The sequence below is a fragment of the Micromonospora citrea genome (genome assembly GCF_900090315.1).
GTDB lineage: Bacteria > Actinomycetota > Actinomycetes > Mycobacteriales > Micromonosporaceae > Micromonospora > Micromonospora citrea.
On sequence record NZ_FMHZ01000002.1, the window covers coordinates 2636987 to 2659810 of the forward strand.

Below are 22824 nucleotides of genomic sequence, written 5' to 3' on the forward strand. Positions count from 1 at the left end.
TCTGGACGGTGACCGGGCGGGCACCGTCCCGGCCGTGACCAGGCGGGCACCGTCCCGGCCGCGACCGTGCAGGCGCCCGTCCGGACGGTGACCGGGCGGGCGCCGCTGCCCACCGCGCCGCCGGGTGCCCGCGGTGCGGGGCCGGGCAGTGACCCGCCGGCGCGGCTTCCTACCGCGCCGCCGCCAGGGCCCGCAGCGCCGTCTGGACCATGAGCCGCACGCCGACCGGGATGGCCCGTTCGTCCACGTCGAACGAGGCCCGGTGCAGGTCCACGTTGGGGCCGGAGCGACCCACGCCGAGCCGGGCGAGCGCGCCGGGGACGTACTCCAGGTACCAGGAGAAGTCCTCGCCGCCCATGCTCTGCGGGGTCTCGGCGACGCCCTCCGGCCCGAGCGCGGCGGCGGTGGCGGCGGTCAGGACCTGGATGGCCCGCGAGTCGTTGCAGACCGGCGGGCGGCCACGCAGGTATTCCAGGTCGACCGTGGCCCCGGTCGGCGCGATCACGTCGCGGACCACCTGACCCACGATCTTGGGAGCCAGCTCCCAGGTGTCCCGGTCCATCACCCGCAGGGTGCCGGAGGCGGACGCTTCGGAGGGGATGACGTTGTAACGGGTGCCGGCCGTGGCGTGCCCGAACACCAGCAGCAGCCCGCTGTTGGCCGGCACCCGGCGGCTGACCAGGGCCGGCACCTCGGTGATCAGGCGGCCGAGGGCGTCGACCAGGTCGACGGTCAGGTGCGGCCGGGCGGTGTGCCCGCCGGGGCCGGTCAGCCGGACGGTGACGTTGTCGGCGGCGGCGGTGATCGGGCCGACCCGCAGACCCACCTTGCCGACCGGCTGGTTGGGGTCGCAGTGCAGCGCGAAGATCTGCACCACGTCGTCGAGGCCGCCGGCCTCGATGACCTCCAGCGAACCGCAGGGCAGGATCTCCTCGGCGGGCTGGAAGATCAGGCGGACCCGGCCGGGCAGCTCGCCGAGGTCGGCGAGCTGGGCCAGCAGCATGCCGACGCCGAGCATGACGGTGGTGTGCACGTCGTGGCCGCAGGCGTGGCAGACGCCGTCGACGGTCGAGCGGTAGGGCACGTCCTTCGAGTCGGTCAGCGGCAGCGCGTCGATGTCGGCACGCAGCGCGACCACCGGACCGTCGGGTCGGCCGTCGATGTCGCAGATGACCCCGTTGCCCTTGGGCAGCAGTCGCGGGCGCAGCCCCGCCAGGGAGAGTTCCCGGGCGATCAGGGCTGCCGTCTCGAACTCCTCGCCGGAGAGCTCCGGATGCGAGTGGAGGTGGCGACGGGTGGCGATCAGCCCGGGCACCCGGAGGGCGAGCAGGTGGTCCAGCTCGAACGGCAGGGGCTCGGACCCGGAAGGCGCCTCCGGCCAGGACGACGCCAGCTGGCCGCCGGTGGGCAGCGTCAACGCACTCGTCACGTCGAATTCTCGTTCGCTAGAGATGGATGGATCATCAGGAACAGCAGACAGCCTAGACCTCCGGCGGTGACGCTGCGCAACCTCGTTCCGGTGATCGTCGGGACGCACAGCGTCACGTATGCCCTGCTGAGAGCGCTCGTAGATCTGCGGGACAGCAGGTAGATCGCGGTCGAACGCCGTCATCTGCCCCACACCTCCTACAACGCGTAACCGGCTCGGCCGTCGCCAAATCGACGCCGATCTCGGGGGCCGTCGTTCCGAATTGTCGCATTAGTCGGTCCGATGAACCGACACTCCGACAATTGGCCGACCATCGTCGGCGACGGGCCCCGGAGACTGTCACACAGTCGAGCACGGGACGACCGCACACCGTGTGCGTCCGAGTTCACCCGGTCGGGTTACCCCGAACCGCTGCGGCACACGCCGCGACCGGTGGGCCGCGCCGCCCCGCCGGGCACGGGAGCCGCCCGGGCGGCGTCGCCCCGGCCCGCTCCCGCGGAACTGCGTCGCCGACCGGCGACGGGAACTCCTCCGACTGTAGCGCTCGCCCGGCATGCGCCGCGACCTGCACAAACGTCCCGACCGGCCGGCCCGTACGGGCAGCGGGAACGGCCGACGGCCGCCCGCTGCGCCGGGTGCGCGGGACCGGACGGCCGTCGGTCGGAGCTTGATCAGAAGCTTGATCAGAAACGGTCGGAGGGGCGGTAGAGCCCCCACACCTGGCGCAGGGTGCCGCAGACCTCGCCCACGGTGGCACGGGCCCGCAGCGCCTCCTTCATCGGGTAGAGCACGTTCCCGGTGCCCTCGGCGGCGGTCCGCAGCTCCGCGAGCGCCCGCTCGACCGCGCCGGCGTCCCGCTCGGCGCGCAGCCGGGCCAGCCGCTCGGCCTGCGCCGCCTCGATCGCAGGGTCGACCCGCAGCGGCTCGTACGGCTCCTCCTCGTCGACGGCGAACCGGTTGAGGCCGACCACCACCCGCTCGCCGGAGTCGATCTCCTGCGCGATCCGGTACGCCGACTGCTCGATCTCCCGCTTCTGGAAGCCCGCCTCGATGGCGTCGACCGCCGACCCGTGGTCGAAGACCCGGTCCATCAGCTCCGTCGCCGCCGCCTCGATCTCGGCGGTCATCGCCTCCACCACGTACGAGCCGGCGAACGGGTCGACGGTGGCGGTCAGGTCGGTCTCGTACGCCAGCACCTGCTGGGTGCGCAGCGCCAGCCGGGCCGCCTTCTCGGTGGGCAGCGCGATCGCCTCGTCGAAGCTGTTGGTGTGCAGCGACTGCGTGCCGCCGAGCACCGCGCCGAGGCCCTGCACCGCCACCCGGACCAGGTTGACCTCGGGCTGCTGGGCGGTGAGCTGCACGCCCGCGGTCTGGGTGTGGAAGCGCAGCATCATCGACTTCGGGTTCTTGGCGCCGAAGTCGTCGCGCATCAGCCGCGCCCAGATGCGCCGGGCGGCCCGGAACTTCGCCACCTCCTCCAGCAGGGTGGTGCGGGCGACGAAGAAGAACGACAGCCGGGGCGCGAAGTCGTCCACGGCCAGCCCGGCGGCCAGCGCGGCCCGGACGTACTCGACGCCGTTGGCCAGGGTGAACGCGATCTCCTGCGCGGGCGTCGCGCCGGCCTCGGCCATGTGGTAGCCGGAGATGGAGATCGTGTTCCACTTCGGCACCTCCTTGCGGCAGTAGCCGAAGGTGTCGGCGACCAGCCGCAGCGAGGGCTTCGGGGGGAAGATGTACGTCCCCCGGGCGATGTACTCCTTGAGGATGTCGTTCTGGATCGTGCCGTTGAGGGCCGATCCGGGGACCCCGTTCTCCTCGGCGACGAGCTGGTAGAGCAGGAGCAGCACCGAGCCGGGCGCGTTGATCGTCATCGACGTGGAGACCTTGTCCAGCGGGATGCCGTCGAAGAGCAGCCGCATGTCGTCGATCGAGTCGATGGCCACCCCGACCTTGCCCACCTCGCCGTGCGCGATCGGGTCGTCGGAGTCGTAGCCCATCTGGGTCGGCAGGTCGAAGGCGACCGAGAGGCCCATCGTGCCGGCCCGCAACAACTGGTGGTAACGCGCGTTGGACTCGGTGGCGGTGCCGAAACCGGCGTACTGGCGCATCGTCCACGGACGGGAGGTGTACATGGTGGGGTAGACCCCGCGCGTGTACGGGAACTCGCCCGGGCCGCCCAGCCGGGAGTCCAGGTCCTCCGGAAGGTCGGCCGCCGTGTAGACGCCCTTGATCGGGAAACCGGACTCGCTTGACCGCCGTTCGCTCATTAGCGGATGGTAGGACGCGCGACGGCTCCGGCGGGTGAGGGATACCGCACACCGGGCCGCAGGAGATCGACGAGAGGTGAACTTTCGGGCACGCAGTGTCGAGTTAGGGAAACGTCCGTCGCGTCGGCTTTCGCATCGGGCGTCGGAACCAGCAAGATAGGGGGGTTGTGTCCCAGCCCCCCTCGATTTCCCCCGGTGGCTTTTCTGTGACTCAGATCCCGACGTGGAGCGGCGGACCAGTCAGTCCCCCCAACGGACGCGCGACACCCGGCACCACCATCGGTGGTCGCTACTCGCTGCGTTCCGCGGTGGGCAACGGCGGCATGGGCACGGTCTGGCGTGCCACAGACACGCTCCTGCGGCGGGACGTCGCCGTCAAGGAGGTCGTCCTGCCCCCAGGGCTCGCCCCCAGCGACCGCGACGCCATGTACGAGCGCACCCTGCGCGAGGCCCGCGCGGCGGCGGCCATCCAGCACCCGGCCGTCGTCCAGGTCTACGACGTGGTCACCGAGGGCGGCCGGCCGTGGATCGTGATGGAGCTGCTGGACGCCCGCAGCCTCGCCGACATGGTCATCGAGGACGGGCCGGTCGCGCAGCGGGTGGTCGCCAAGATCGGCATCGCGCTGCTCGGCGCGCTGGAGGTGGCGCACGCGATCGGCGTGCTGCACCGCGACGTCAAGCCGGCCAACGTGCTGATCTGCGTCGACGGCCGCTGCGTGCTGACCGACTTCGGCGTGGCCCGGATGCCCACCGACGTGCAGCTCACCACCCCCGGGATGGTGCTGGGCTCGCCGCACTTCATCTCGCCCGAGCGGGCGATGGGCCAGGAGTTCGGCCCGCCGAGCGACCTGTTCTCGCTGGGCGTGACGCTCTACACGGCGGTGGAGGGGCGGCCCCCGTTCGACAGGGGCGACCCGATCGAGACCATGCACGCGGTGGTCGAGGACCCGCCCGCCCCGCCGCAGCGCAGCGGGCCGCTGACCCGGGTGCTCATGGGCCTGTTGGAGAAGGACCCGGCCCGCCGCCTCGACGTGCACACCGCCCGGGCGATGCTGCGCGAGCTGCTCGCCGGCCCGCTGACCAGCACCGCCGCGGCGGTCAACTCGGTGACCGACCCGTACTCGGTCGTGCCGGTGCAGCGGCCGGTGCCGGCCCCGCCGGCCGCCGAGCCGGAGCAGCCGAAGCCGAGCGGGCAGATCGGCGGGCGGGCGATGCTCGGCCCCGACGAGTCGCTCACCGACCGGCTGGCCGCCCTGCGCCGGGGCGAGCGCCCGGCCCAGGCCGCGCTTCCCGCCGGCTCCGCCGCCGCCATGGAGGACACCAGCGCCGACGCGCTGTCCGGGCCGCTGCACACGCCCACCGGCGCGATGCCGGCCCCGGGCGGGGCCGCGCCGACCGGCCGCACCTACGGCGGCCCGGAGGCCACCCCGCGCACCGGCGCCGCCGACGCCACCCAGCAGCTGCGGACCAACGCGGCCGGCCTGGTCGGTTTCAGCGGTCCGACGGAGGCCACCCAGCGGGTGAGCGCCGGCACGCCCGTCTTCGGCGCCCCACCGGAGGCCACCCAGCGGGTGAGCGCCGGCACGCCCGTCTTCGGCGCTCCACCGGAGGCCACCCAGCAGCTCGGCGGGACCTACGGCGGCGGCCAGTGGTCGGTGCCGGGCACCGGCCAGCCCTGGACCTCCCCGGCCACCGTGCCGGGCGCGGGCAACGCCGGCGGCGGGCTCGGCGGTCGCGTACGCGCCACCGGCGACCGACTCGTCGGCACGGTCAAGGGCTGGCCCCGCAAGGTCCAGCTCGCCGCCGCCGGTGGCCTGGCCGTGCTGCTGCTGATCGGTGCGGTCGTCCTGTTCACCGGCGGCGACGACCCGGCGCCGACCGTCCCGCAGGCCGCCCCGACCTCGCAGGCCCCGGCCGCCGGCGTGCCCGAGATGAAGGAGCACACCGGCAAGGGCGTACGGGTCCTGGTTCCCCAGGGCTGGGAGATCAAGAGCGCTGGCAACTGGGTGGACTACGTCGACCCGGAGGACGAGGGCCGCAAGGTCCGGATCCTGGTGGAAGACTTCCGCACCAACTCCATGCGCTGGGCGGAGGTCGCCGAGGACGGCCTGAAGAACCGTTCCAAGTCCTGCGCCAAGCCGTACGCCCAGCTCGCCATGAACGAGGTGCAGTGGGTCGGCATGGCGGCGGCCGAGTTCGAATACACCTGCGGCGAGGGCGACACCAAGCGGCACGGCGTGTGGCGCGGCGTGGTCCACGAGGGCAAGGTCTACTCGTTCTATCTCACCTCGACCGACGCGAAGTTCGACGAGAGCAAGCCGATCTTCGACGAGATGGTGAAGTCGTTCCAACTCACCGACGCCGGCTGATCGCAGGGGAAGAAGCAGCGGTGATCCGCCGGCGTGCTATCAAGAGGCATGCCGGCGGAAACCACTGACATCGACGACCTTCGCGAGCGAGCACGGCGCTGGCTCGACGACGACCCCGACCCGGCCAGCCGGGACGAGCTGCGGGCGGTGCTCGACCGCCTGCCGGCGAGCGCCCCGGAGCTGGCCGACCGGTTCGCCGGCCCGCTGACCTTCGGCACCGCCGGGCTGCGCGGCCCGCTGCGCGCCGGCCCGAACGGGATGAACCTCGCGGTGGTCACCCGGGCCGCCGCCGGGCTGGTCGCCTGGCTCGCGGCCCAGGGCGGCTCCGGCCCGCTGGTGATCGGGTACGACGCCCGGCACGGTTCCCGCGAGTTCGCCGAGCGCACCGCCCAGGTCGCCACCGGCGCGGGACGCCCGGCGCTGCTGCTGCCCCGCCCCCTGCCCACCCCGGTGCTCGCCTACGCGGTGCGGCACCTCGGGGCGGTCGCCGGGGTGATGGTGACCGCCAGCCACAACCCGCCCCAGGACAACGGCTACAAGGTCTACCTCGGCGCGGAGCTGGGCGGCACGCTCGGGGCGGGCGCGCAGATCGTGCCGCCGGCCGACGCCGGCATCGAGGCCGCGATCCGGTCGGTCGGCCCGCTGGCGGAGGTGCCGCTCGGCCCTGCCGGGGAGGTCCTCGGCGACGACCTGGTCGCCTCGTACGTCGGGCGGGCCACCGCCGTCATCGACCCGGACGGGCCGCGCGACCTGGCGGTGGCGTACACGCCGCTGCACGGGGTGGGCGCTGCGGTGCTCACGGCCGCCTTCGCCCGCGCCGGCTTCCCGGTGCCGGGGGTGGTGCCCGAGCAGGCGGAGCCGGACCCGGCGTTCCCGACCGTCTCCTTCCCCAACCCGGAGGAGCCGGGGGCGGTGGACCGGCTGATCGCGCTGGCCGAGTCGACCGGCGCCGACATCGCCATCGCCAACGACCCCGACGCGGACCGCTGCGCGGTGGTGGTCCGGGACACCGGCCCGGCGGCGAGCGCCCGGGGCGAGGTCGCCGGGCCCGCCGAGCCCGACGCCGACCGGCCCGGGTGGCGGATGCTGCGCGGCGACGAGGTGGGCGTACTGCTGGCCGACCACCTCATGCGGCGCGGCGTCACCGGCCTGTACGCCACCACGATCGTGTCGTCGTCCCTGCTGCGGGCCATGTGCGCCGCCCGGGGCCTGCCCTACGACGAGACGCTGACCGGGTTCAAGTGGATCGTGCGCGCCGGCGGTGGGGCCGAGCCGCTGGTCTTCGGCTACGAGGAGGCGCTCGGCTACTGCGTCGCCCCGGAGCACGTCCGCGACAAGGACGGCATCACCGCCGCGCTGACGGTGGCCGAGCTGGCCGCCGGGCTCAGGGCGCGGGGGCGCACGCTCACCGACCGGCTGGACGAGCTGGCCGCCGAGTTCGGCGTGCACCACACCGACCAGCTCTCGGTGCGGGTGGACGACCTGCGGGTCATCGCGGACGCCATGGCCCGGATCCGCGCCGCGACCCCGACCACGCTGCTCGGTCACCCGGTCACGGAGGCGCAGGACCTGCTCCCCGAGGCGGACGTGGTGATCCTGCGTACCCGGGCCGCCCGGGTGGTGATCCGCCCGTCCGGCACCGAGCCGAAGCTCAAGGCGTACCTGGAGGTGGTGGAGCCGGTGGCGGACGGCGACGTCGCCGCGGCCCGCGCCCGGGCCACGGACGCCGTGGCCGCCCTCCGCACGGAGATGAAGACGGCCCTCAACCTCTGACCCGCCCACCCGCTCCCCCGCTCCCCGCCCCCGCTTCCCGCGGTTGATCATGACGTTGCCGACCCGGGAAGCGCTTTCCGGCACCGGCAACGCCATGATCAACGCAAGTACGGGGCCGGGGCGGGGTGGGGTGGGGCGGGTGGGTGGGGCGGGGTGGGTGGGGAGCTGGGGTGGGGTCAGGGGCGGGGGCCCAGGGCGGCGTCTACGGCGCGGCCCAGGGCGGCCACGACGAGGCCCACCGAGGGGCGGACGACGGAGTCGTCGAGGCTGACGTTGCCCGAGAAGCCGGCGCCGCCGGCGATCTCCTCCAGGCGGCGGCGGGCGTCCCGGGCGGCGTCGCCGGTCAGGCCGAGCGCCGGCTCCATCCGCAGCACCGCGACCAGCGTGGCCAGGGCGGCGGTCCGCTCGTCGGGGAGCTGCCCGTCGGCCAGCGCCTCGGCCAGCCGGCGCCGGGTGTCCGCCTCCACCTCGGGGTCCACCGTCGGGTAGCGGTGCACGTGGATGAAACCCAGCTCGGTCTCGTCGACGTCGCGCACCACGCCCTGGGCGCACAGGTCGCCGAGGATCCTGTCGCGCAGGCCGTGCCGCAGCCGCTGCACCCAGGACGACGGGCTGTGCGGCGTGTCGGCGGCGATCCGGGCGAGCACCCCGTCGACGAGCGGCTCGCCGGTGGGCGTCGAATCGACCACCACCAGGGACCCCTCGGAATACACGATCCGCCCGGCCAGGGCCAGCTCGATCAGCACCGCGGCGGCCATCCCCAGGTCGAGGCTGATCCGCGGCATGGTCGCCTTGCCGGTCTCGTCGTCGTACGCGAGGAGAAGCAGCTCTTCGGCGAGCGCAACACCAGTCATGGCCGCAGACGCTAGCGGGTGCGCGCACCCCGCGCACCCACTGCGCCCCGACGACGCGCCGCCGCGACCACACGCCCCGCCGTCGCCGCAGGCCGGAGACGGTAGGCCAGGGACGGCACGCCGGGGCGGTCGGGGCACGCGCCCGACCGCCCCGGCGCGGCCGGTCAGCCCACCGTGCCGGTGCGACGGGCGTCGAGCATGAGCGCGTAGTGCAGCACGCGGCGCTTCGGGGCCGTCGCCAGGTATTCGTAGGCGAGCAGTTCACCGGTCGACGGGTGGAAGACCAGCAGCATCTGCGCCCGCTCCGGGTGCTGGCCCGTGGGCGGAACGAGGTCGGCGGTGACGGCCACCCCCTGGCGGCCGGCCCGGTCGACGACCCGGCCGCGCCACACGAAGCCGGGCTTCTCCGCGAGGATGGTGAGGAGGTCGGCCCGGGTCCGCCGCGGCACCAGGTAGCTGCTGTAGAGCTGGTACGTGCGCATGGCCAGCTCGCCCGCCGGCTTACCAGTCCCGAGCCAGCGCGCGAGTTCCGCCCGGTCGGCCGGCAACCGCCTGACCTGCGGGTCGGACGGGATCTCCCGGGCTCCCTCCGGCGGCCTGGTGGCCGAAGGGCTGGCAGCGGGCGTCTCCAGCGGCGGCCGCGTGGACCAGTATTCCCGGGACGCGGCGTCGGGGTACTCGACGCCCAGGATTCGATCGTCCTGCCACTGCCTGCCGTCGTCCGCCGCCCAGTGGCGGCGTTCCTGCACGTAGCTCATCGTGTGACCCTCGGGCGACGTCATCGTCGGTTCGCCCCAGGACTTGGTGTGGTGGTGTGAGTAGCGGCCACCGGTTGCGTCCTGCGGGCCGTCGACCAGGCGGGCGGCGAGCGCCCGCAGATGCCGTCCGGCCGGCTCGCCCTCGACGATCTCGTAGGCCACCGGAACGAGCACGGTCCCGGCGGCCGGCTGCGCGGGCACCGCGCCGGTGGGCGCCACGTCCCGGAGCACCTGTGCCACTCCGGCGGAGCCGAGCACGGCCAGCGCGGCGGCCGCGCCGACGAGCATGGTGCGGCGGGGCGCGCCCCGCCGCGCCGGCCCGGCCGGGGTCGCGGTCGCGGCCTCCGCGCGGAGGATCAGGTCGTGGGCGGTGAGGGGCGACGGGGGTACGACGGCGTCACGCGCCGGGTCGGCCGGGCCCAGGAGCTCCCGGATCTGCTGCTTGGTGTGCATGCTGCTGCTCCTCTCAGACGTGGGCGGACGCCGGCCGGGCGCCGCGGGCGGGGGTGGGGGTGGCCAGGGCGGAGCGCAGTCGGCGCCGGGCCCGGTAGAGCCGCACGGCGGCGGCGGACCGGGTGCAGCCCATGACGACGGCGGCGTCGCTGACTCTCAGGTCCTCCCAGCCGACCAGCCGGAGGATCTCCTGGTCGACTTCGGGCAAAGTGCGCAGCGCCCGGTGCAGGTCGAGCATCGGCACGACGGCGTCGGGCCCGACGATTCGCGCCGGTACGTGGTCCGCCTCGGCGAGCGGAAGCAGGTTCGGGCCGTCGCGCCGGGACCGCCACCGGTTCGCCACGACGTGCCGCGCCACGGCGTAGAGCCAGGGAAGGGCGCGTTCCGGCACCTCGCCGCGTCGCCGCCAGACGACGACGAACACGTCCTGGGCGAGTTCGGCCGCCGCCTCGGCATCGGGGAGCCGACGCATGCCGTATCTGACGATGTCCGGGTAGTGCGCGGCGTAGAGGCTGGTGAACCAGCCCTCGCCCCGCTCACCCACGGGTTTCACTATCGATCTCCCGACCGCAGTTCCTGACAGGGACACCACGTATGTGTCGCGGGCGGGGCGGATCGTTACCGGCGGCCGGGGCGGAAGTCCACCGGCCGGGGCGAGAACTCACCGGCCGAGGGCCGGAACGGCCTGCCGGCCGGGGCCGGAACGGCCTGCCGGCCGCAAGTCACCGGCCGGGGCGGAGGTCACCGGCCAGGGCGGGACGGCCCGTCGGCCGGAGCCCGCCCGCCCCGGCGGCCGGGGACGGGCGGGATGGCGTGGGCGCCGTCTAGAAGCGGGGCATGCCGCCGAACTGGCGGTCGCCGGCGTCGCCGAGGCCCGGCACGATGAACTTCCGGTCGTTGAGGCCCTCGTCGATCGAGGCGGTGACCAGGCGCAGCGGCAGGCCCGAGCGCTCCAGCCGCTCGATGCCGACGGGCGCGGCGAGGACGCAGAGCACGGTGATGTCGGTGCAGCCCCGGTCGGCCAGCAGCCGGCAGCAGTGCTCCAGGGAGCCGCCGGTGGCGAGCATCGGGTCGAGCACCAGCACCGGCAGGCCGCTCAGGTCCCGGGGCAGCGACTCCATGTAGGCGCGCGGCTCGTACGTCTCCTCGTCGCGGGCCAGGCCGACGAAGCCCATCGACGACTCCGGCAGCAGGCCGAGCGCGGCGTCGGCCATGCCCAGGCCGGCCCGCAGCACCGGCACCAGCAGCGGCGGGTTCGCCAGCCGGGTGCCCTCGGTGCCGGTGACGGGGGTCTGCACCGGGTACTTCTCGACGGGGAACGAGCGCGCGGCCTCGTACACCAGCATGGTGGTGAGTTCGTGCAGCGCCGCTCGGAACGACGAGGAGTCGGTGCGCGCGTCCCGCATGGCGGTCAGCCGCGACTGGGCGAGCGGATGGTCAATGACGTGTACGTCCACGATCGCTCAACCTACCGGTCCGCGCGCCCCGGCACTGCGGGTGCGGCCCGACCAGCGACGTCGCTCACCACGGGGCCCGGCCGGCCGACCCGTGACCAAGATCACGCGGCGGTCGGATGCGTAGACTTCGGGGCATGACGGCGACAGCGACGTCGGCCCGGTCGGAGCTCTCCGAGCTGGGACGATCCGAGACCGCTCTGCGGACCTTCCTGCACGGCCTGCCCGGCGTGGACCAGGTCGGCGCGGAGCAGCGGGCGGCACAGCTCGGCACCCGCTCCATCAAGACCACGGCCAAGGCGCAGGCGATCGACCTGGCGATCCGGATGGTCGACCTGACCACCCTGGAGGGGGCCGACACCCCCGGCAAGGTGCGCGCGCTGGCCGCGAAGGCGCTGCGCCCCGACCCGGCCGACCCGTCCTGCCCGCACGTGGGCGCGGTCTGCGTCTATCCCGCGATGGTCCCGTACGTGGCGGAGGTGCTGCGCGGTTCCGGCGTGCACCTGGCCAGCGTGGCGACCGCCTTCCCGTCGGGACAGGCACCGCTGGAGATCAAGCTCGCCGACACCCGGGCGGCCGTCGAGGCCGGCGCGGACGAGATCGACATGGTGATCAACCGGGGCGCGTTCCTGGCCGGGCGTTACAAGGAGGTGTACGACGAGATCGTCGCCACCAAGGAGGCCTGCGGGGACGCCCACCTCAAGGTGATCCTGGAGACCGGTGAGCTGGCCACGTACGACAACGTGCGCCGCGCCTCCTGGCTGGCGATGCTGGCCGGCGGCGACTTCATCAAGACCTCCACCGGCAAGGTCCCGGTCGCGGCGACGCCCCCGGTGACGCTGGTGATGCTGGAGGCGGTCCGCGACTTCCGGGCCGCGACCGGCCGGCAGGTCGGCGTGAAGCCGGCCGGCGGCATCAGGACCACCAAGGACGCGATCAAGTACCTGGTGATGGTCAACGAGACCGTCGGCGCGGACTGGCTCGACCCGGACTGGTTCCGCTTCGGCGCGTCCAGCCTGCTCAACGACCTGCTCATGCAGCGCACCAAGCTGACGACCGGCACCTACTCCGGTCCCGACTACTTCACCCTGGACTGAGAGCCGATGTTCGAATACGCACCCGCCCCCGAGTCCCGCTCGGTGGTGGACATCAAGCCCTCGTACGGGCTCTTCGTCGACGGGCAGTTCGTCGACCCGACCGACGGCGGCACCTTCAAGTCGGTCAACCCGGCCTCCGAGGAGGTCCTCGCCGAGATCGCCGAGGCCGGCGCTCAGGACGTGGACCGCGCGGTCCGCGCCGCCCGGGCCGCGTACGAGAAGGTCTGGGGCCCGATGCCGGGCCGCGACCGGGCCAAGTACCTGTTCCGGATCGCCCGGATCATCCAGGAGCGCTCCCGCGAGCTGGCCGTGCTCGAGTCGCTCGACAACGGCAAGCCGATCAAGGAGTCCCGCGACGTCGACCTGCCCCTGGTCGCCGCGCACTTCTTCTACTACGCCGGCTGGGCCGACAAGCTGGAGCACGCCGGCTTCGGCGCGAACCCGCGTCCGCTGGGTGTGGCCGCCCAGGTCATCCCGTGGAACTTTCCGCTGCTCATGCTCGCGTGGAAGATCGCTCCCGCGTTGGCGGCCGGCAACACGGTGGTGCTGAAGCCGGCCGAGACGACCCCGCTGACCGCGCTGCTCTTCGCCGAGATCTGCCAGCAGGCCGACCTGCCCGCCGGCGTCGTCAACATCGTCACCGGCGCCGGCGACACCGGCCGGGCACTGGTCGAGCACCCGGGCGTGGACAAGGTCGCCTTCACCGGCTCGACCGAGGTGGGCCGCGCCATCGCCCGCTCGGTGGCCGGCACCCGCAAGAAGCTCACCCTGGAGCTGGGCGGCAAGGCCGCCAACATCGTCTTCGACGACGCGCCGGTCGACCAGGCGGTCGAGGGGATCGTCAACGGGATCTTCTTCAACCAGGGGCACGTCTGCTGCGCCGGCTCCCGGCTGCTGGTCCAGGAGAACGTCGCCGACCGGGTGCTGGAGTCGCTGAAGCGGCGGATGGCCCAGCTGCGCGTCGGCGACCCGCTGGACAAGAACACCGACATCGGCGCGATCAACTCGGCCGCCCAGCTCGCCCGGATCCGGGAGCTGTCCGACGCCGGTTCCGCCGAGGGCGCGGAGCGCTGGTCGCCGCCGTGCGAGCTGCCGGAGCGCGGCTTCTGGTTCGCGCCGACGATCTTCACCGGAGTCACCCAGGCGCACCGGATCGCCCGGGAGGAGATCTTCGGCCCGGTGCTGTCCGTGCTGACGTTCCGCACCCCGGCCGAGGCCGTCGAGAAGGCCAACAACACGCCGTACGGGCTGTCGGCCGGGATCTGGACCGACAAGGGCTCCCGGATCCTGTGGATGGCCGACCGGCTGCGCGCCGGCGTGGTCTGGGCCAACACGTTCAACAAGTTCGACCCCACCTCGCCGTTCGGCGGCTACAAGGAGTCGGGCTACGGTCGCGAGGGCGGCCGGCACGGGCTGGAGGGCTACCTCAATGTCTGAGCGGGTCGCGGTACGCAAGACGTACAAGCTCTTCATCGGCGGGAAGTTCCCGCGCAGCGAGTCGGGACGGTCGTATCTCGTGCAGGACGCCAACGTTTCCCTCGCCTCCCGCAAGGACGCGCGGGACGCCGTGGTCGCCGCCCGCGCCGCCGTGAAGGGCTGGGCCGGGGCGACCGCGTACAACCGGGGCCAGATCCTCTACCGGGTCGCCGAGATGCTGGAGGGCCGGCGCGAGCAGTTCGTCTCGCTCGGCGTGCCCGGCAACGAGGTGGACGCGGCCGTGGACCGCTGGGTCTGGTACGCCGGCTGGTCCGACAAGCTCGCCCAGGTGTACGGCGGCGCCAACCCGGTGGCCGGGCCCTACTTCAACCTGTCGGCGCCCGAGCCGACCGGCGTGGTGGCCGTGGTGGCCCCGGAGTCCCCGGCGCTGCTCGGCCTGGTCAGCGTGATCGCCCCGGCGATCGTCACCGGCAACACGGTGGTGGTGGCGACCTCGCCGACGCAGCCGCTGGCGGCGGTGACCCTGGCCGAGGTGCTCGCCACCTCCGACCTGCCCGGCGGGGTGGTCAACCTGCTCACCGGCCGGATCACCGAGACCGTGCCGACGCTGGCCGCCCACATGGACGTCAACGCCGTCGACCTGACCGGGGTGGCCGACGCCGAGCTGGCGGCCGAGCTGGAGGTGAAGGCGGCGGAGAACCTCAAGCGGGTGCTCCGGCCGGCCCCGTCCGACCACGACTGGACCGCCGACCCGGGCATCACCCGGATGACCAGCCTGCTGGAGACGAAGACCGTCTGGCACCCGAAGGGCGTCTGAGGACGCGTGACCGGGGCGTCCGCCGACGCGGACGCCCCGGCTCGGCGCCGGTCGGCACGCCCCGGCCCGCGGATGGCTCGAGTAGGCGCCGTGGTCGACGCTGCCGCGCCAGGAGGCACGCCGGCGGATGGTCCAGGGCGGGACCGCAAACCCGGCAGGTCGCGGGTGGTGATGGGCATCGGTCGGCCCGCCGGGTGCTGTCGGGTCGGCCCGCCGGGTGCTCTCTGTTGGGCCACCGAATGCTCCCTGTCGGCCCGCCGGATGCCGTCGGGTCGGCCCGCCGGATGCCGTCGGCTCGGCCCGCCGAATGCTCTCTGTTGGGCCACCGAATGCTCTCTGTCGCCCCTGTGGAGCTGATGTCGTAGACGACTCAGGCATCCGCCGCTGGAAGGCCCGCCGCTCGACGCTCCGCTGTCCGCCGCACGATTGCTCGCCACAGGGTGCGCCAGCCACCGCCCAGCACCCGACCGCCCACCCCGGGTGCCGCCGCACGGTTACTGGCCGCAGGACGCACCAGCCGCTGCTGCCGCCGCCGCGCGACGGCTTGCCGTTGGTTCGTCGCTCACCGGTGTCGCCCCGCGCTGGGCGGGCTCGGGCTCGGTGGCCGCCGCTCGCAGGCTCTGCCGGGCCTGATGTCGTAAACGACTCAGCTCGACAGGGCGGCGAGGGCAACCCGCACCCGAACCGGCGCCGCCACCCCACGCGAGCCGGCCCCGCGCCGCATCCCTGCACAGATCGCCGCCGAGGATGTGCCCGACGTCACGTCGTACTACGGGGGGTAGGATTGCGGCGTGACTCGGCTCGGTGATCTCGAACGTGCGGTGATGGACGTGCTGTGGGACTCGGTCCCGACCACGTCGGACGGGATCACCGTGCGCGAGGTGGCCGACGCGCTGGACGGCCGCGAGTTGGCGTACACCACGGTGATGACCGTGCTGGACCGGCTCGCCGGCAAGGGCATGGTCCAGCGCGAGCGGGAGGGGCGGGCCTGGCGCTACCGGGCCGCCGCCAGCCGCGAGGCGCACATCGCCCAGCTCATGCTCGACGCCCTCGACCTCGGCGGCAGCCGGGACGCCGCGCTGGTGCGCTTCGCCCGCTCGGTGACCGGCACCGAGGCCGAGGTGCTGCGCGCCGCGCTCGGCGCCGAGGCCGCCGCCGGGCAGACCGGGCGCCGCCAGGACGGCCTGACCGACCGGATCGAGGCGCCGACCGACCGGGCCGGCCGGCCGGTCCGGGCCGACGAGGCAGCGGACCGGTAGGGCGGCGGCCGTGGCGTACGCCCTGCACTTCGCCGCGTCGATGCTGGCCTGCTGGCTGATCGCGCAGGTGCTGGCGCGCTCCACCTGGACGTGGCGCAGCCCTCGGGTGGCGATCGTCTGCTGGCAGGCGGTGGGGCTGGCGCTCGGCCTCTCCGCGATGGGCCTGCCGATGGCGGTGGGCCTGGCCGCCTACGAGCGGTCGACCGGCAGCGCGCTGGTCGCTCTGGCGACCGACCTGAGCCACGGCACCCTGCCCGTCGGGGTGGGCGCGCCGCAACTGGCCGCCGTGGGGGTGGGCTTCGGCATCGGCGCGGTGCTGCTGACCACGACGGTGCGCAGCATCCATGGCACCGTACGCGCCCAGCGCCGGCACCGGGACCTGCTCACCCTCGTCGCCCGGCGGGACCCGACGGTCCCCGGCGCGCTGGTGCTCGACCATCCGAGTGCGGCGGCGTACTGCCTGCCGGGGGTGAAGCCGCGGGTGGTGGTCAGCGCGGGCACGCTCGACCTGCTGGACCGGGAGCAACTGGCGGCGGTGCTGGCCCACGAGCGGGCGCACGCCCAGGAGCGGCACGATCTGGTGCTGCTGCCGTTCACCGCGCTGTGCCGGGCACTGCCCTGGTTCGCCTGGGTCCGCGCGGCGCACGAGCGCGTCGCGCTGCTGGTGGAAATGCGGGCCGACGACAAGGCCCGGGAGGCGCACGCCGACGCGCCGCTGGCCGGCGCGCTGCGCCGGTTCGCCGCGGCGGGCAACCGGATCACGCCGGCCGGCGCCCTCGGGATGGGCGACCGGGACCTCGACGTGCGGGTGCAGCGGCTGCTCGTCGCCGACCGGCCGCCTCGGCTGATCGGGGCCGCCGCGCTGACGGCGACGACCACCCTGGCCGCCCTGCCGATCTCGCTCTTCCTCAGCTAGGCCGCCGCCCCGGGCGGCATCGATCCCCATGATCGCCCTGCGTCGTCGCGGGTTCCTGCCGGGCTGATAGGTAGAGAAACTACGTGTAGGCTGACTACGACATGTGAGCCGACAGTACGGAGAGCCGGCCATGGACACGCTGCTCCTCGCCCGCCTGCAGTTCGCCACCACCACCTCGATCCACTTCCTCTTCGTGGTGGTCACGCTCGGCCTGGTCACCCTGCTCGTGGGATTGCAGACCACCGCGGTGCTGACCGGTAAGCCGGTCTACTGGCGGCTGACCCGCTTCTGGGGTCAGCTCTACGTGATCAACTACGTGCTCGGCATCGCCACCGGCATCGTCATGGAGTTCCAGTTCGGGCTGAACTGGAGCGGCCTGTCGCGCTACGTCGGCAACGTCTTCGGGGCACCGCTGGCCATCGAGACGCTCGTCGCCTTCTTCCTGGAGTCGACGTTCCTCGGCATGTGGATCTTCGGCTGGCACCGGCTGCGCCGGGGCGTCCACCTCGCCCTGCTCTGGGGCGTCGCGCTCACGGCGTACGCCTCGGCCTTCTGGATCATGGTGGCGAACTCCTGGCTGCAGAACCCGGTCGGCCACGAGGTGCGCGACGGCGTCGCCCACCTCACCGACTTCTCCGCGCTGCTGACCAACCCCAGCCTCGGCATGGCCTTCGGCCACGTGGTCTTCGCGGCGCTGCTGGTCGGCGGAATGCTGATGGCAGCGGTCAGCGCCTGGCACCTGATCCGGCGCACCCCGGACTTCGCACTGTTCCGCACCTCGCTGCGGATCGGCCTGGTCACCGCCGCGCTGTCGATCAGCATGGTGCAGGGCTTCGGCTTCGCCCAGTTCGGCCCGGTCGGGCAGGTGCAGCCCACCAAGTTCGGCGGCGGCCCGGCGGCGGACGAGCTGGTCGCCGACTGGACCGCCCGGTTCGGCCCGGGCGACTACACCCCACCGGTGCTCGCCAGCGTCGGCCTCGGCTTCATGGTCCTGATCGGTTTCGGTCTCGGCCTGCTCTGGCTGCTGCTCCCGCTGCTCTGGCGGGACTGGGCCGTCCGGCTGCGCTTCCCCCTCTGGCTGGTGCTGCTCGCCCTGCCGCTGCCGTTCGTCGCGGTGATCCTCGGCTGGATCTCCCGCGAGGTCGGCCGCCAACCCTGGGTCGCGTACGGGCTGCTGCCGGTGGACCAGGCGGTGTCGCCGGTCAGTCCCTGGCTGATGCTCGCCTCGCTCGTCGGCTTCAGCCTGCTGCTCGGCGCCCTGGCCGTCACCAACTGGGTGCTACTGGCCCGGTACGCCGCCCGGGGCGCGGCCGACCCCGCGCTGGGTCGCCGGCCAGGGCAGCCGCCCGCCGACCACCGCCCCGAGCCCGCCTTCGCCTGAGGAGACCACGTGGAACTCGCCTGGTACGCCCTGCTCGGCCTCTTCTTCGCCACCTACCTGGTGCTCGGCGGCTACGACTACGGCGTCGGCCTGCTGCTCGCCCGGGGCGCCGACCCGGCCCGCCGCCGCGCCGCCCTGAACGCCGTCGGCCCGTTCTTCCTCGGCAACGAGGTCTGGCTGGTGGCCGCCGTCGGCATCCTCTTCGGCGCGTTCCCCGTGCTGGAGGGGGAACTGCTCGCCGGCTTCTACCCGGCCGTGGCGGGCGCGCTGGTCGGGGTGATCCTGGTGACCGTCGGGGTGCAGTTGCGCAGCCGGCCGGCCGGGGCACGGGCCCGCGCCGCGTGGGACCGGGTCGTGGTCGTCGGCAGCGTGCTCGCCGCGCTCGGCTGGGGCACCCTGCTGGCCGGGCTGCTCCAGGGCGTACCGCTGCACGCCGACGGCCACGTCGCCGGCGTGACCCACCTGTTCACCCCCTTCGTGGCCGCCGCCGGGCTCGCGGTCGTCGCGCTGGTCGCGCTGCACGGTGCGACGTTCCTCACCCTCCGGCTGCCGACCGCCGAGGCCGCGCCGGTCGGGCGGCTGGCCCGCCGGCTCGTCCCGGTCGCGCTCGTCGCCGTCGGCGCGGCCACCGCGCTGGGCCTGCTCTCCGCCGACGTACGCGCCGCGGTCGGGCAGCCCGTGGCGGCCGCACTGCTGCCGGTGCTGCTGGTGTCGGTGCTGGTGGGGGCCCGGGTGGCGCTCGCCCGGCGGCGGCCGGGGCTGGCCTTCGCCGCCACCGGGGCGGCCCTCGCGCTGCCGGTCGCGCTCGTCGGCGCGGCCCTCTGGCCGCACGCGCTGGTCTCCACGGTCGACCCCGGGGCGTCCCTGACCGTGGCCGACGCGGCGGCGAGCACACCCACGCTGCGGCTGCTGGGCTGGCTGACGCTGCCGCTCCTGCCGGCCCTACTAGGCTTTCAGGCGATGTGCTGGTGGGTTTTCCGGGGACGGACCGACGGCAGGGCACCGGTGTACTGGTGAACCGCCGTCCCTTCGACCCGCGTCTGCTGCGCCGGGTCCCCGCGGCCCGGCGCGACCTCGCCGTGCTCGCGCTGCTCGGCGTGCTGGCCGCGGGGCTGGTCGTCGCGCAGGCCACCGCGCTGGCCGCGCTGCTGGCGACCGCGTTCGACGGGCGGCTGGACCGGCCCGCGCTGGCCGGTTTCGTCGCCGCCGTGGCCGCCCGGTCCGTGCTGGTGTGGGCGCAGGGCACGGTGTCGGCGCGGGTCGCCGCGACGGTCAAGGCGGCGCTGCGCGCGGAGCTGTTGGGCGCGGTCGGGCGGCAGGGCCCCGGCTGGGTCGCCGGCCAGCGCGCCGGGCAGCTCGCCACGCTGGCCGGGCGCGGGCTGGACGCGTTGGACGCCTACTTCACCGGCTACCTGCCGCAGCTCGTGCTGAGCGTCACCGTGCCGGTCGCCGTGCTGCTGCGGGTCTTCGTCGCCGACTGGGGCTCGGCGCTGATCATCGCGGCGACCCTGCCGCTGATCCCGATCTTCGGCGCGCTGCTCGGCTGGCAGGCGCAGGCCGCCACCGAGCGCCAGTGGCGGCGGCTCTCGCTGCTCGGCGGGCACTTCCTCGACATGGTCGCCGGGCTGCCCACGCTGCGCGCGTTCGGCCGGGCCGGGGCGCAGACCGAGGTGGTCCGCCGGATGGCCGACGGGCACCGCGTGGCGACCATGAAGACCCTGCGGATCGCGTTCCTCTCCGCCCTGGTGCTGGAGCTGGTGGCCACCCTCTCGGTGGCGCTGGTCGCCGTGCCGGTGGGCGTACGGCTGCTCGGCGGCGGGCTGACGCTGCAGACCGCGCTGCTGGTGCTGCTGCTCACGCCGGAGGCGTACCTGCCGCTGCGGGCGGCCGGCAGCCGCTTCCACGCCAGCATGGAGGGTCTGACCGCGCTGGACGAGGCACTCACCCTCTCGGCCGCCGCCCCCGCCGCGCCGGCCGGGGCCGGGGCCGCCCCCGACGGCCGGGGGGTGATCCGGTTCGACTCGGTGACCGTCGAGTACGAGCGGACCACCGCCCTGCGCGACGTCACGCTGACCATCCGGCCCGGCGAACGCATCGCGGTCATCGGCCCGAGCGGCGCCGGCAAGAGCACGCTGCTCGGCCTCCTGCTCGGCTTCGTCGCCCCGACCGTCGGCCGGGTCACCGTGGACGGGACGGACCTGGCCGGCACCGACCTGGACGCCTGGCGCCGCCAGGTGGCCTGGGTGCCGCAGCGGGCCCACCTCTTCGCCGCCTCGCTGGCCGACAACATCCGGCTCGGCGCCCCCGACACCCCGGACGCGGCCCTCGGCGCCGCCGTCCACGACGCCGCCCTGGACGACGTGGTCGCCGGCCTGCCGGAAGGGCTCGCCACCGTCCTCGGCGAGCGCGGGCACGGCCTGTCCAGCGGACAGCGGCAGCGCGTCGCGCTGGCCCGCGCGTTCCTGCGGGACGCCCCGGTGGTGCTGCTCGACGAGCCCACCGCCCGGCTGGACACCGCGAGCGAGGCCGTCGTCCTCGACGCCACCCGCCGGCTGGTGGCCGGACGGACGGCGGTGCTGGTGGCCCACCGACCGGCGCTGCTCGCCGACGCGGACCGGATCCTGCGGGTCGAGGACGGCCGGGTCACGGAGCTGACCCCGACGGTGGCCGGGGAGGCGACCCGATGACCGAGGCGCCGAGGCCGGCCGGAGACGCCGGAACGCGACCGGACGCGGGTGCCCCCGGCGAGCCGGCGCGCGTCCGCTCCCCCGAGCGGACCGTCCTGCGGCTGGCCCGGCCGTACCTGGACCGGCTGCTCGGCGCGGGGCTGCTCGCCGCCGCCACCGAGTTCGCCGGCCTCGCCCTGATGGCCACCGCGACCTGGCTGCTGATGAGCGCCGCCGGCCGGCCCCCGCTGGACCGCCTCACCGTGGCGATCGTCGCGGTCCGGGCGCTCGCCGTGAGCCGGGGCGTGCTCCGCTACACCGAGCGGCTCGCCGGGCACGACGCCGTGCTGCGGATGATCACCGACGTCCGGGCCCGGGTGTTCGCCACCCTCGCCGCCCGCCCGACCCTGCGGCAGCGCTCGGGGGACGCGCTGAGCCGGCTCGTCTCCGACGTGGAGGCCGTCCAGGACCTGCTGCTGCGGGTGCTGGTGCCGGCCTCGGCGGCGGCCCTGGTCAGCGCGGTCGCGGTCGGCGGGGCGGCGCTGATCTCGCCGGCCGCCGCCGGTGCGCTCGCCGTCGGGCTGCTGGTCGCCGGCGTGGCGCTGCCCGCCCTGGCCACGGCGCTGACCCGGCGCGCTGCCGCCGAACTCGCCCCCCTGCGCGGCGCGCTCGCCGTCGACGCGGTCGACCTCACCCACGGCGCCGCCGACCTGGCCGCGTTCGGCGCCACCGGGCACGCGCTGGAGGCGGCCGACCGACGCGCCCGGCGCCTGGTCCGGCTGGAGCGGCGCCTCGCCGCCACCGGCTTCGCCGTCGACGCCGCCGGGGTGCTGGTCTCCGGGCTCACCTCCGGCGCGGTGGTGCTCGCCGCCCTCGCGGCGGACGTGGACGGGGTGCTGGTCGGCGTGCTGGCGGTCGGCACGCTCGCCGCCGTCGAGATCGCGCTGGCGCTGGTCGGGGCGGGCCGGCAGTGGACCCAGCTCCGCGCCGGCCTGTCCCGGGTGGCCGCCCTGCTGGGCTCCTCGGCCGCGCCGCCCGAGTCCGGCGACACGCCGGTCGGCCCCGGCCCGCACGACGTGCGGTTCGCGGAGGTGACCGTGCGGTACCGGAAGGGTGCCGCGCCCGCCCTCGACGGCTTCGACCTCCACCTGCCGCCCGGCCGCCGGGTGGCCGTGGTCGGCCCGAGCGGCGCCGGCAAGAGCACCCTCGCCGCCGTACTCACCGGGTCGGTGCGCCCGGAGCGCGGGCAGGTCACCCTCGACGGGCGGGACCTGTCGGCGTACCGGGCCGGGGAGCTGCCCCGCGCGGTCGGCGGGCTGCTCGCCGAGGCGTACGTCTTCCACGCCACCGTCCGGGAGAACCTGCTGCTCGGGCGGCCCGGCGCCGACGAGGACGAGCTGGCGGCGGCGACGGCGGCGGCCGGCCTGCTGGACTGGGTACGCGAGCAGCCGGACGGCTGGGACACGGTGGTCGGCGAGGAGGGCGGCCAGCTCTCCGGCGGCCAGCGGCAGCGGCTCGCGCTGGCCCGGGCACTGCTGGCGGCGCCGGGCGTGCTGGTGCTCGACGAGCCGACCGAGGGGCTCGACCCCGCCGCCGCCGACGCGGTGCTCGCCTCGACGCTGGCGGCCACCCCGGCCGGGCACTCCGTGCTGCTGATCAGCCACCGGCTCAGCGGGCTGGCGGACCTAGACGAGATCGTGGTGCTGGACGCGGGCCGGGTGGTCCAGCGCGGCCGGCACGCCGAGCTGGTCGCCGCCCCCGGCTGGTACCGGGACCAGTGGCTGCTCCAGGACGCGGCCGAACGCGGATACCTGGCGCTGCGGCCCTGACCGTCGCGCCCCTCCCCGATCCCGCACCTCCGGGTCGGGCCAGGGTTGTCCCGGACGACGTCCGT

The 22824-nt window shown here is 74.6% G+C and carries 17 protein-coding genes; 11 read left to right on the top strand and 6 right to left on the bottom strand.

Going from position 1 to position 22824, the window contains the following annotated elements; genetic code table 11:
• Nucleotides 1-169: 169 nt before the first annotated feature.
• Complete coding sequence (locus tag GA0070606_RS11970) at nt 170-1429, bottom strand: amidohydrolase (RefSeq protein WP_091097973.1); 1260 nt, start codon at nt 1427-1429, stop codon at nt 170-172.
• Between the two features lie 683 nt (nt 1430-2112).
• Nucleotides 2113-3696 carry an acyl-CoA mutase large subunit family protein gene (locus tag GA0070606_RS11975; RefSeq protein ID WP_091097977.1) on the bottom strand — a complete coding sequence of 528 codons (1584 nt, stop codon included), beginning with the start codon at nt 3694-3696 and terminating at the stop codon, nt 2113-2115.
• Between the two features lie 206 nt (nt 3697-3902).
• Here GA0070606_RS11975 and GA0070606_RS11980 point away from each other — a divergent pair, with 206 nt between their 5' ends.
• Both GA0070606_RS11980 and GA0070606_RS11985 read left to right on the top strand, forming a co-directional pair.
• Nucleotides 3903-6065 (top strand): serine/threonine-protein kinase, encoded by a 2163-nt coding sequence (locus tag GA0070606_RS11980; RefSeq protein ID WP_091097980.1) that lies wholly within the window; start codon nt 3903-3905, stop codon nt 6063-6065.
• Nucleotides 6066-6113: 48 nt separating this feature from the next.
• Nucleotides 6114-7838 carry a phospho-sugar mutase gene (locus tag GA0070606_RS11985; protein WP_091097984.1) on the top strand — a complete coding sequence of 575 codons (1725 nt, stop codon included), beginning with the start codon at nt 6114-6116 and terminating at the stop codon, nt 7836-7838.
• A 176-nt stretch (nt 7839-8014) separates the two neighbouring features.
• Here the strand turns inward: GA0070606_RS11985 and GA0070606_RS11990 are convergent, their stop codons facing one another.
• The 4 genes from GA0070606_RS11990 to upp form a co-directional block, all read right to left on the bottom strand.
• On the bottom strand, nt 8015-8692 hold the full coding sequence (locus GA0070606_RS11990; RefSeq protein ID WP_091097987.1) for a GOLPH3/VPS74 family protein: 678 nt from the start codon (nt 8690-8692) through the stop codon (nt 8015-8017).
• A 164-nt stretch (nt 8693-8856) separates the two neighbouring features.
• Complete coding sequence (locus GA0070606_RS11995) at nt 8857-9903, bottom strand: CU044_5270 family protein (RefSeq protein ID WP_091097991.1); 1047 nt, start codon at nt 9901-9903, stop codon at nt 8857-8859.
• A gap of 13 nt (nt 9904-9916) precedes the next feature.
• Nucleotides 9917-10447, bottom strand: coding sequence for an RNA polymerase sigma factor (locus GA0070606_RS12000; RefSeq protein WP_245724657.1), 531 nt, complete (start codon nt 10445-10447; stop codon nt 9917-9919).
• 280 nt (nt 10448-10727) lie between these two features.
• Nucleotides 10728-11360: a uracil phosphoribosyltransferase gene (gene upp / locus GA0070606_RS12005; RefSeq protein WP_091097998.1), complete on the bottom strand. Its 633-nt coding sequence runs from the start codon at nt 11358-11360 to the stop codon at nt 10728-10730.
• A 134-nt stretch (nt 11361-11494) separates the two neighbouring features.
• Here upp and deoC point away from each other — a divergent pair, with 134 nt between their 5' ends.
• From deoC to cydC, 9 genes are all read left to right on the top strand, one after another.
• A complete protein-coding gene (gene deoC, locus GA0070606_RS12010) occupies nt 11495-12454 on the top strand; it encodes a deoxyribose-phosphate aldolase (RefSeq protein ID WP_091098001.1) in 960 nt (319 codons plus the stop codon).
• Nucleotides 12455-12460: 6 nt separating this feature from the next.
• Nucleotides 12461-13891, top strand: coding sequence for an aldehyde dehydrogenase family protein (locus GA0070606_RS12015; RefSeq protein WP_091098005.1), 1431 nt, complete (start codon nt 12461-12463; stop codon nt 13889-13891).
• Nucleotides 13884-14708: an aldehyde dehydrogenase family protein gene (locus GA0070606_RS12020; protein ID WP_091098008.1), complete on the top strand. Its 825-nt coding sequence runs from the start codon at nt 13884-13886 to the stop codon at nt 14706-14708. Before GA0070606_RS12015 ends, GA0070606_RS12020 begins: the two co-directional genes overlap by 8 nt.
• A 791-nt stretch (nt 14709-15499) precedes the next feature.
• Entirely contained in the window at nt 15500-15967 is a 468-nt protein-coding gene (locus tag GA0070606_RS12025; protein WP_091098011.1) for a BlaI/MecI/CopY family transcriptional regulator, read from the top strand.
• 10 nt (nt 15968-15977) lie between these two features.
• Nucleotides 15978-16883: a M56 family metallopeptidase gene (locus tag GA0070606_RS12030; protein WP_091098014.1), complete on the top strand. Its 906-nt coding sequence runs from the start codon at nt 15978-15980 to the stop codon at nt 16881-16883.
• 130 nt (nt 16884-17013) lie between these two features.
• Nucleotides 17014-18264: a cytochrome ubiquinol oxidase subunit I gene (locus GA0070606_RS12035; protein WP_091098018.1), complete on the top strand. Its 1251-nt coding sequence runs from the start codon at nt 17014-17016 to the stop codon at nt 18262-18264.
• Between the two features lie 9 nt (nt 18265-18273).
• Entirely contained in the window at nt 18274-19281 is a 1008-nt protein-coding gene (locus GA0070606_RS12040; protein WP_091098020.1) for a cytochrome d ubiquinol oxidase subunit II, read from the top strand.
• Nucleotides 19278-20951: a thiol reductant ABC exporter subunit CydD gene (gene cydD, locus GA0070606_RS12045; protein WP_091098024.1), complete on the top strand. Its 1674-nt coding sequence runs from the start codon at nt 19278-19280 to the stop codon at nt 20949-20951. The genes GA0070606_RS12040 and cydD overlap by 4 nt, the downstream gene beginning before the upstream one ends.
• Entirely contained in the window at nt 20948-22759 is a 1812-nt protein-coding gene (gene cydC, locus GA0070606_RS12050) for a thiol reductant ABC exporter subunit CydC (protein WP_091098028.1), read from the top strand. Before cydD ends, cydC begins: the two co-directional genes overlap by 4 nt.
• Nucleotides 22760-22824: the final 65 nt, after the last annotated feature.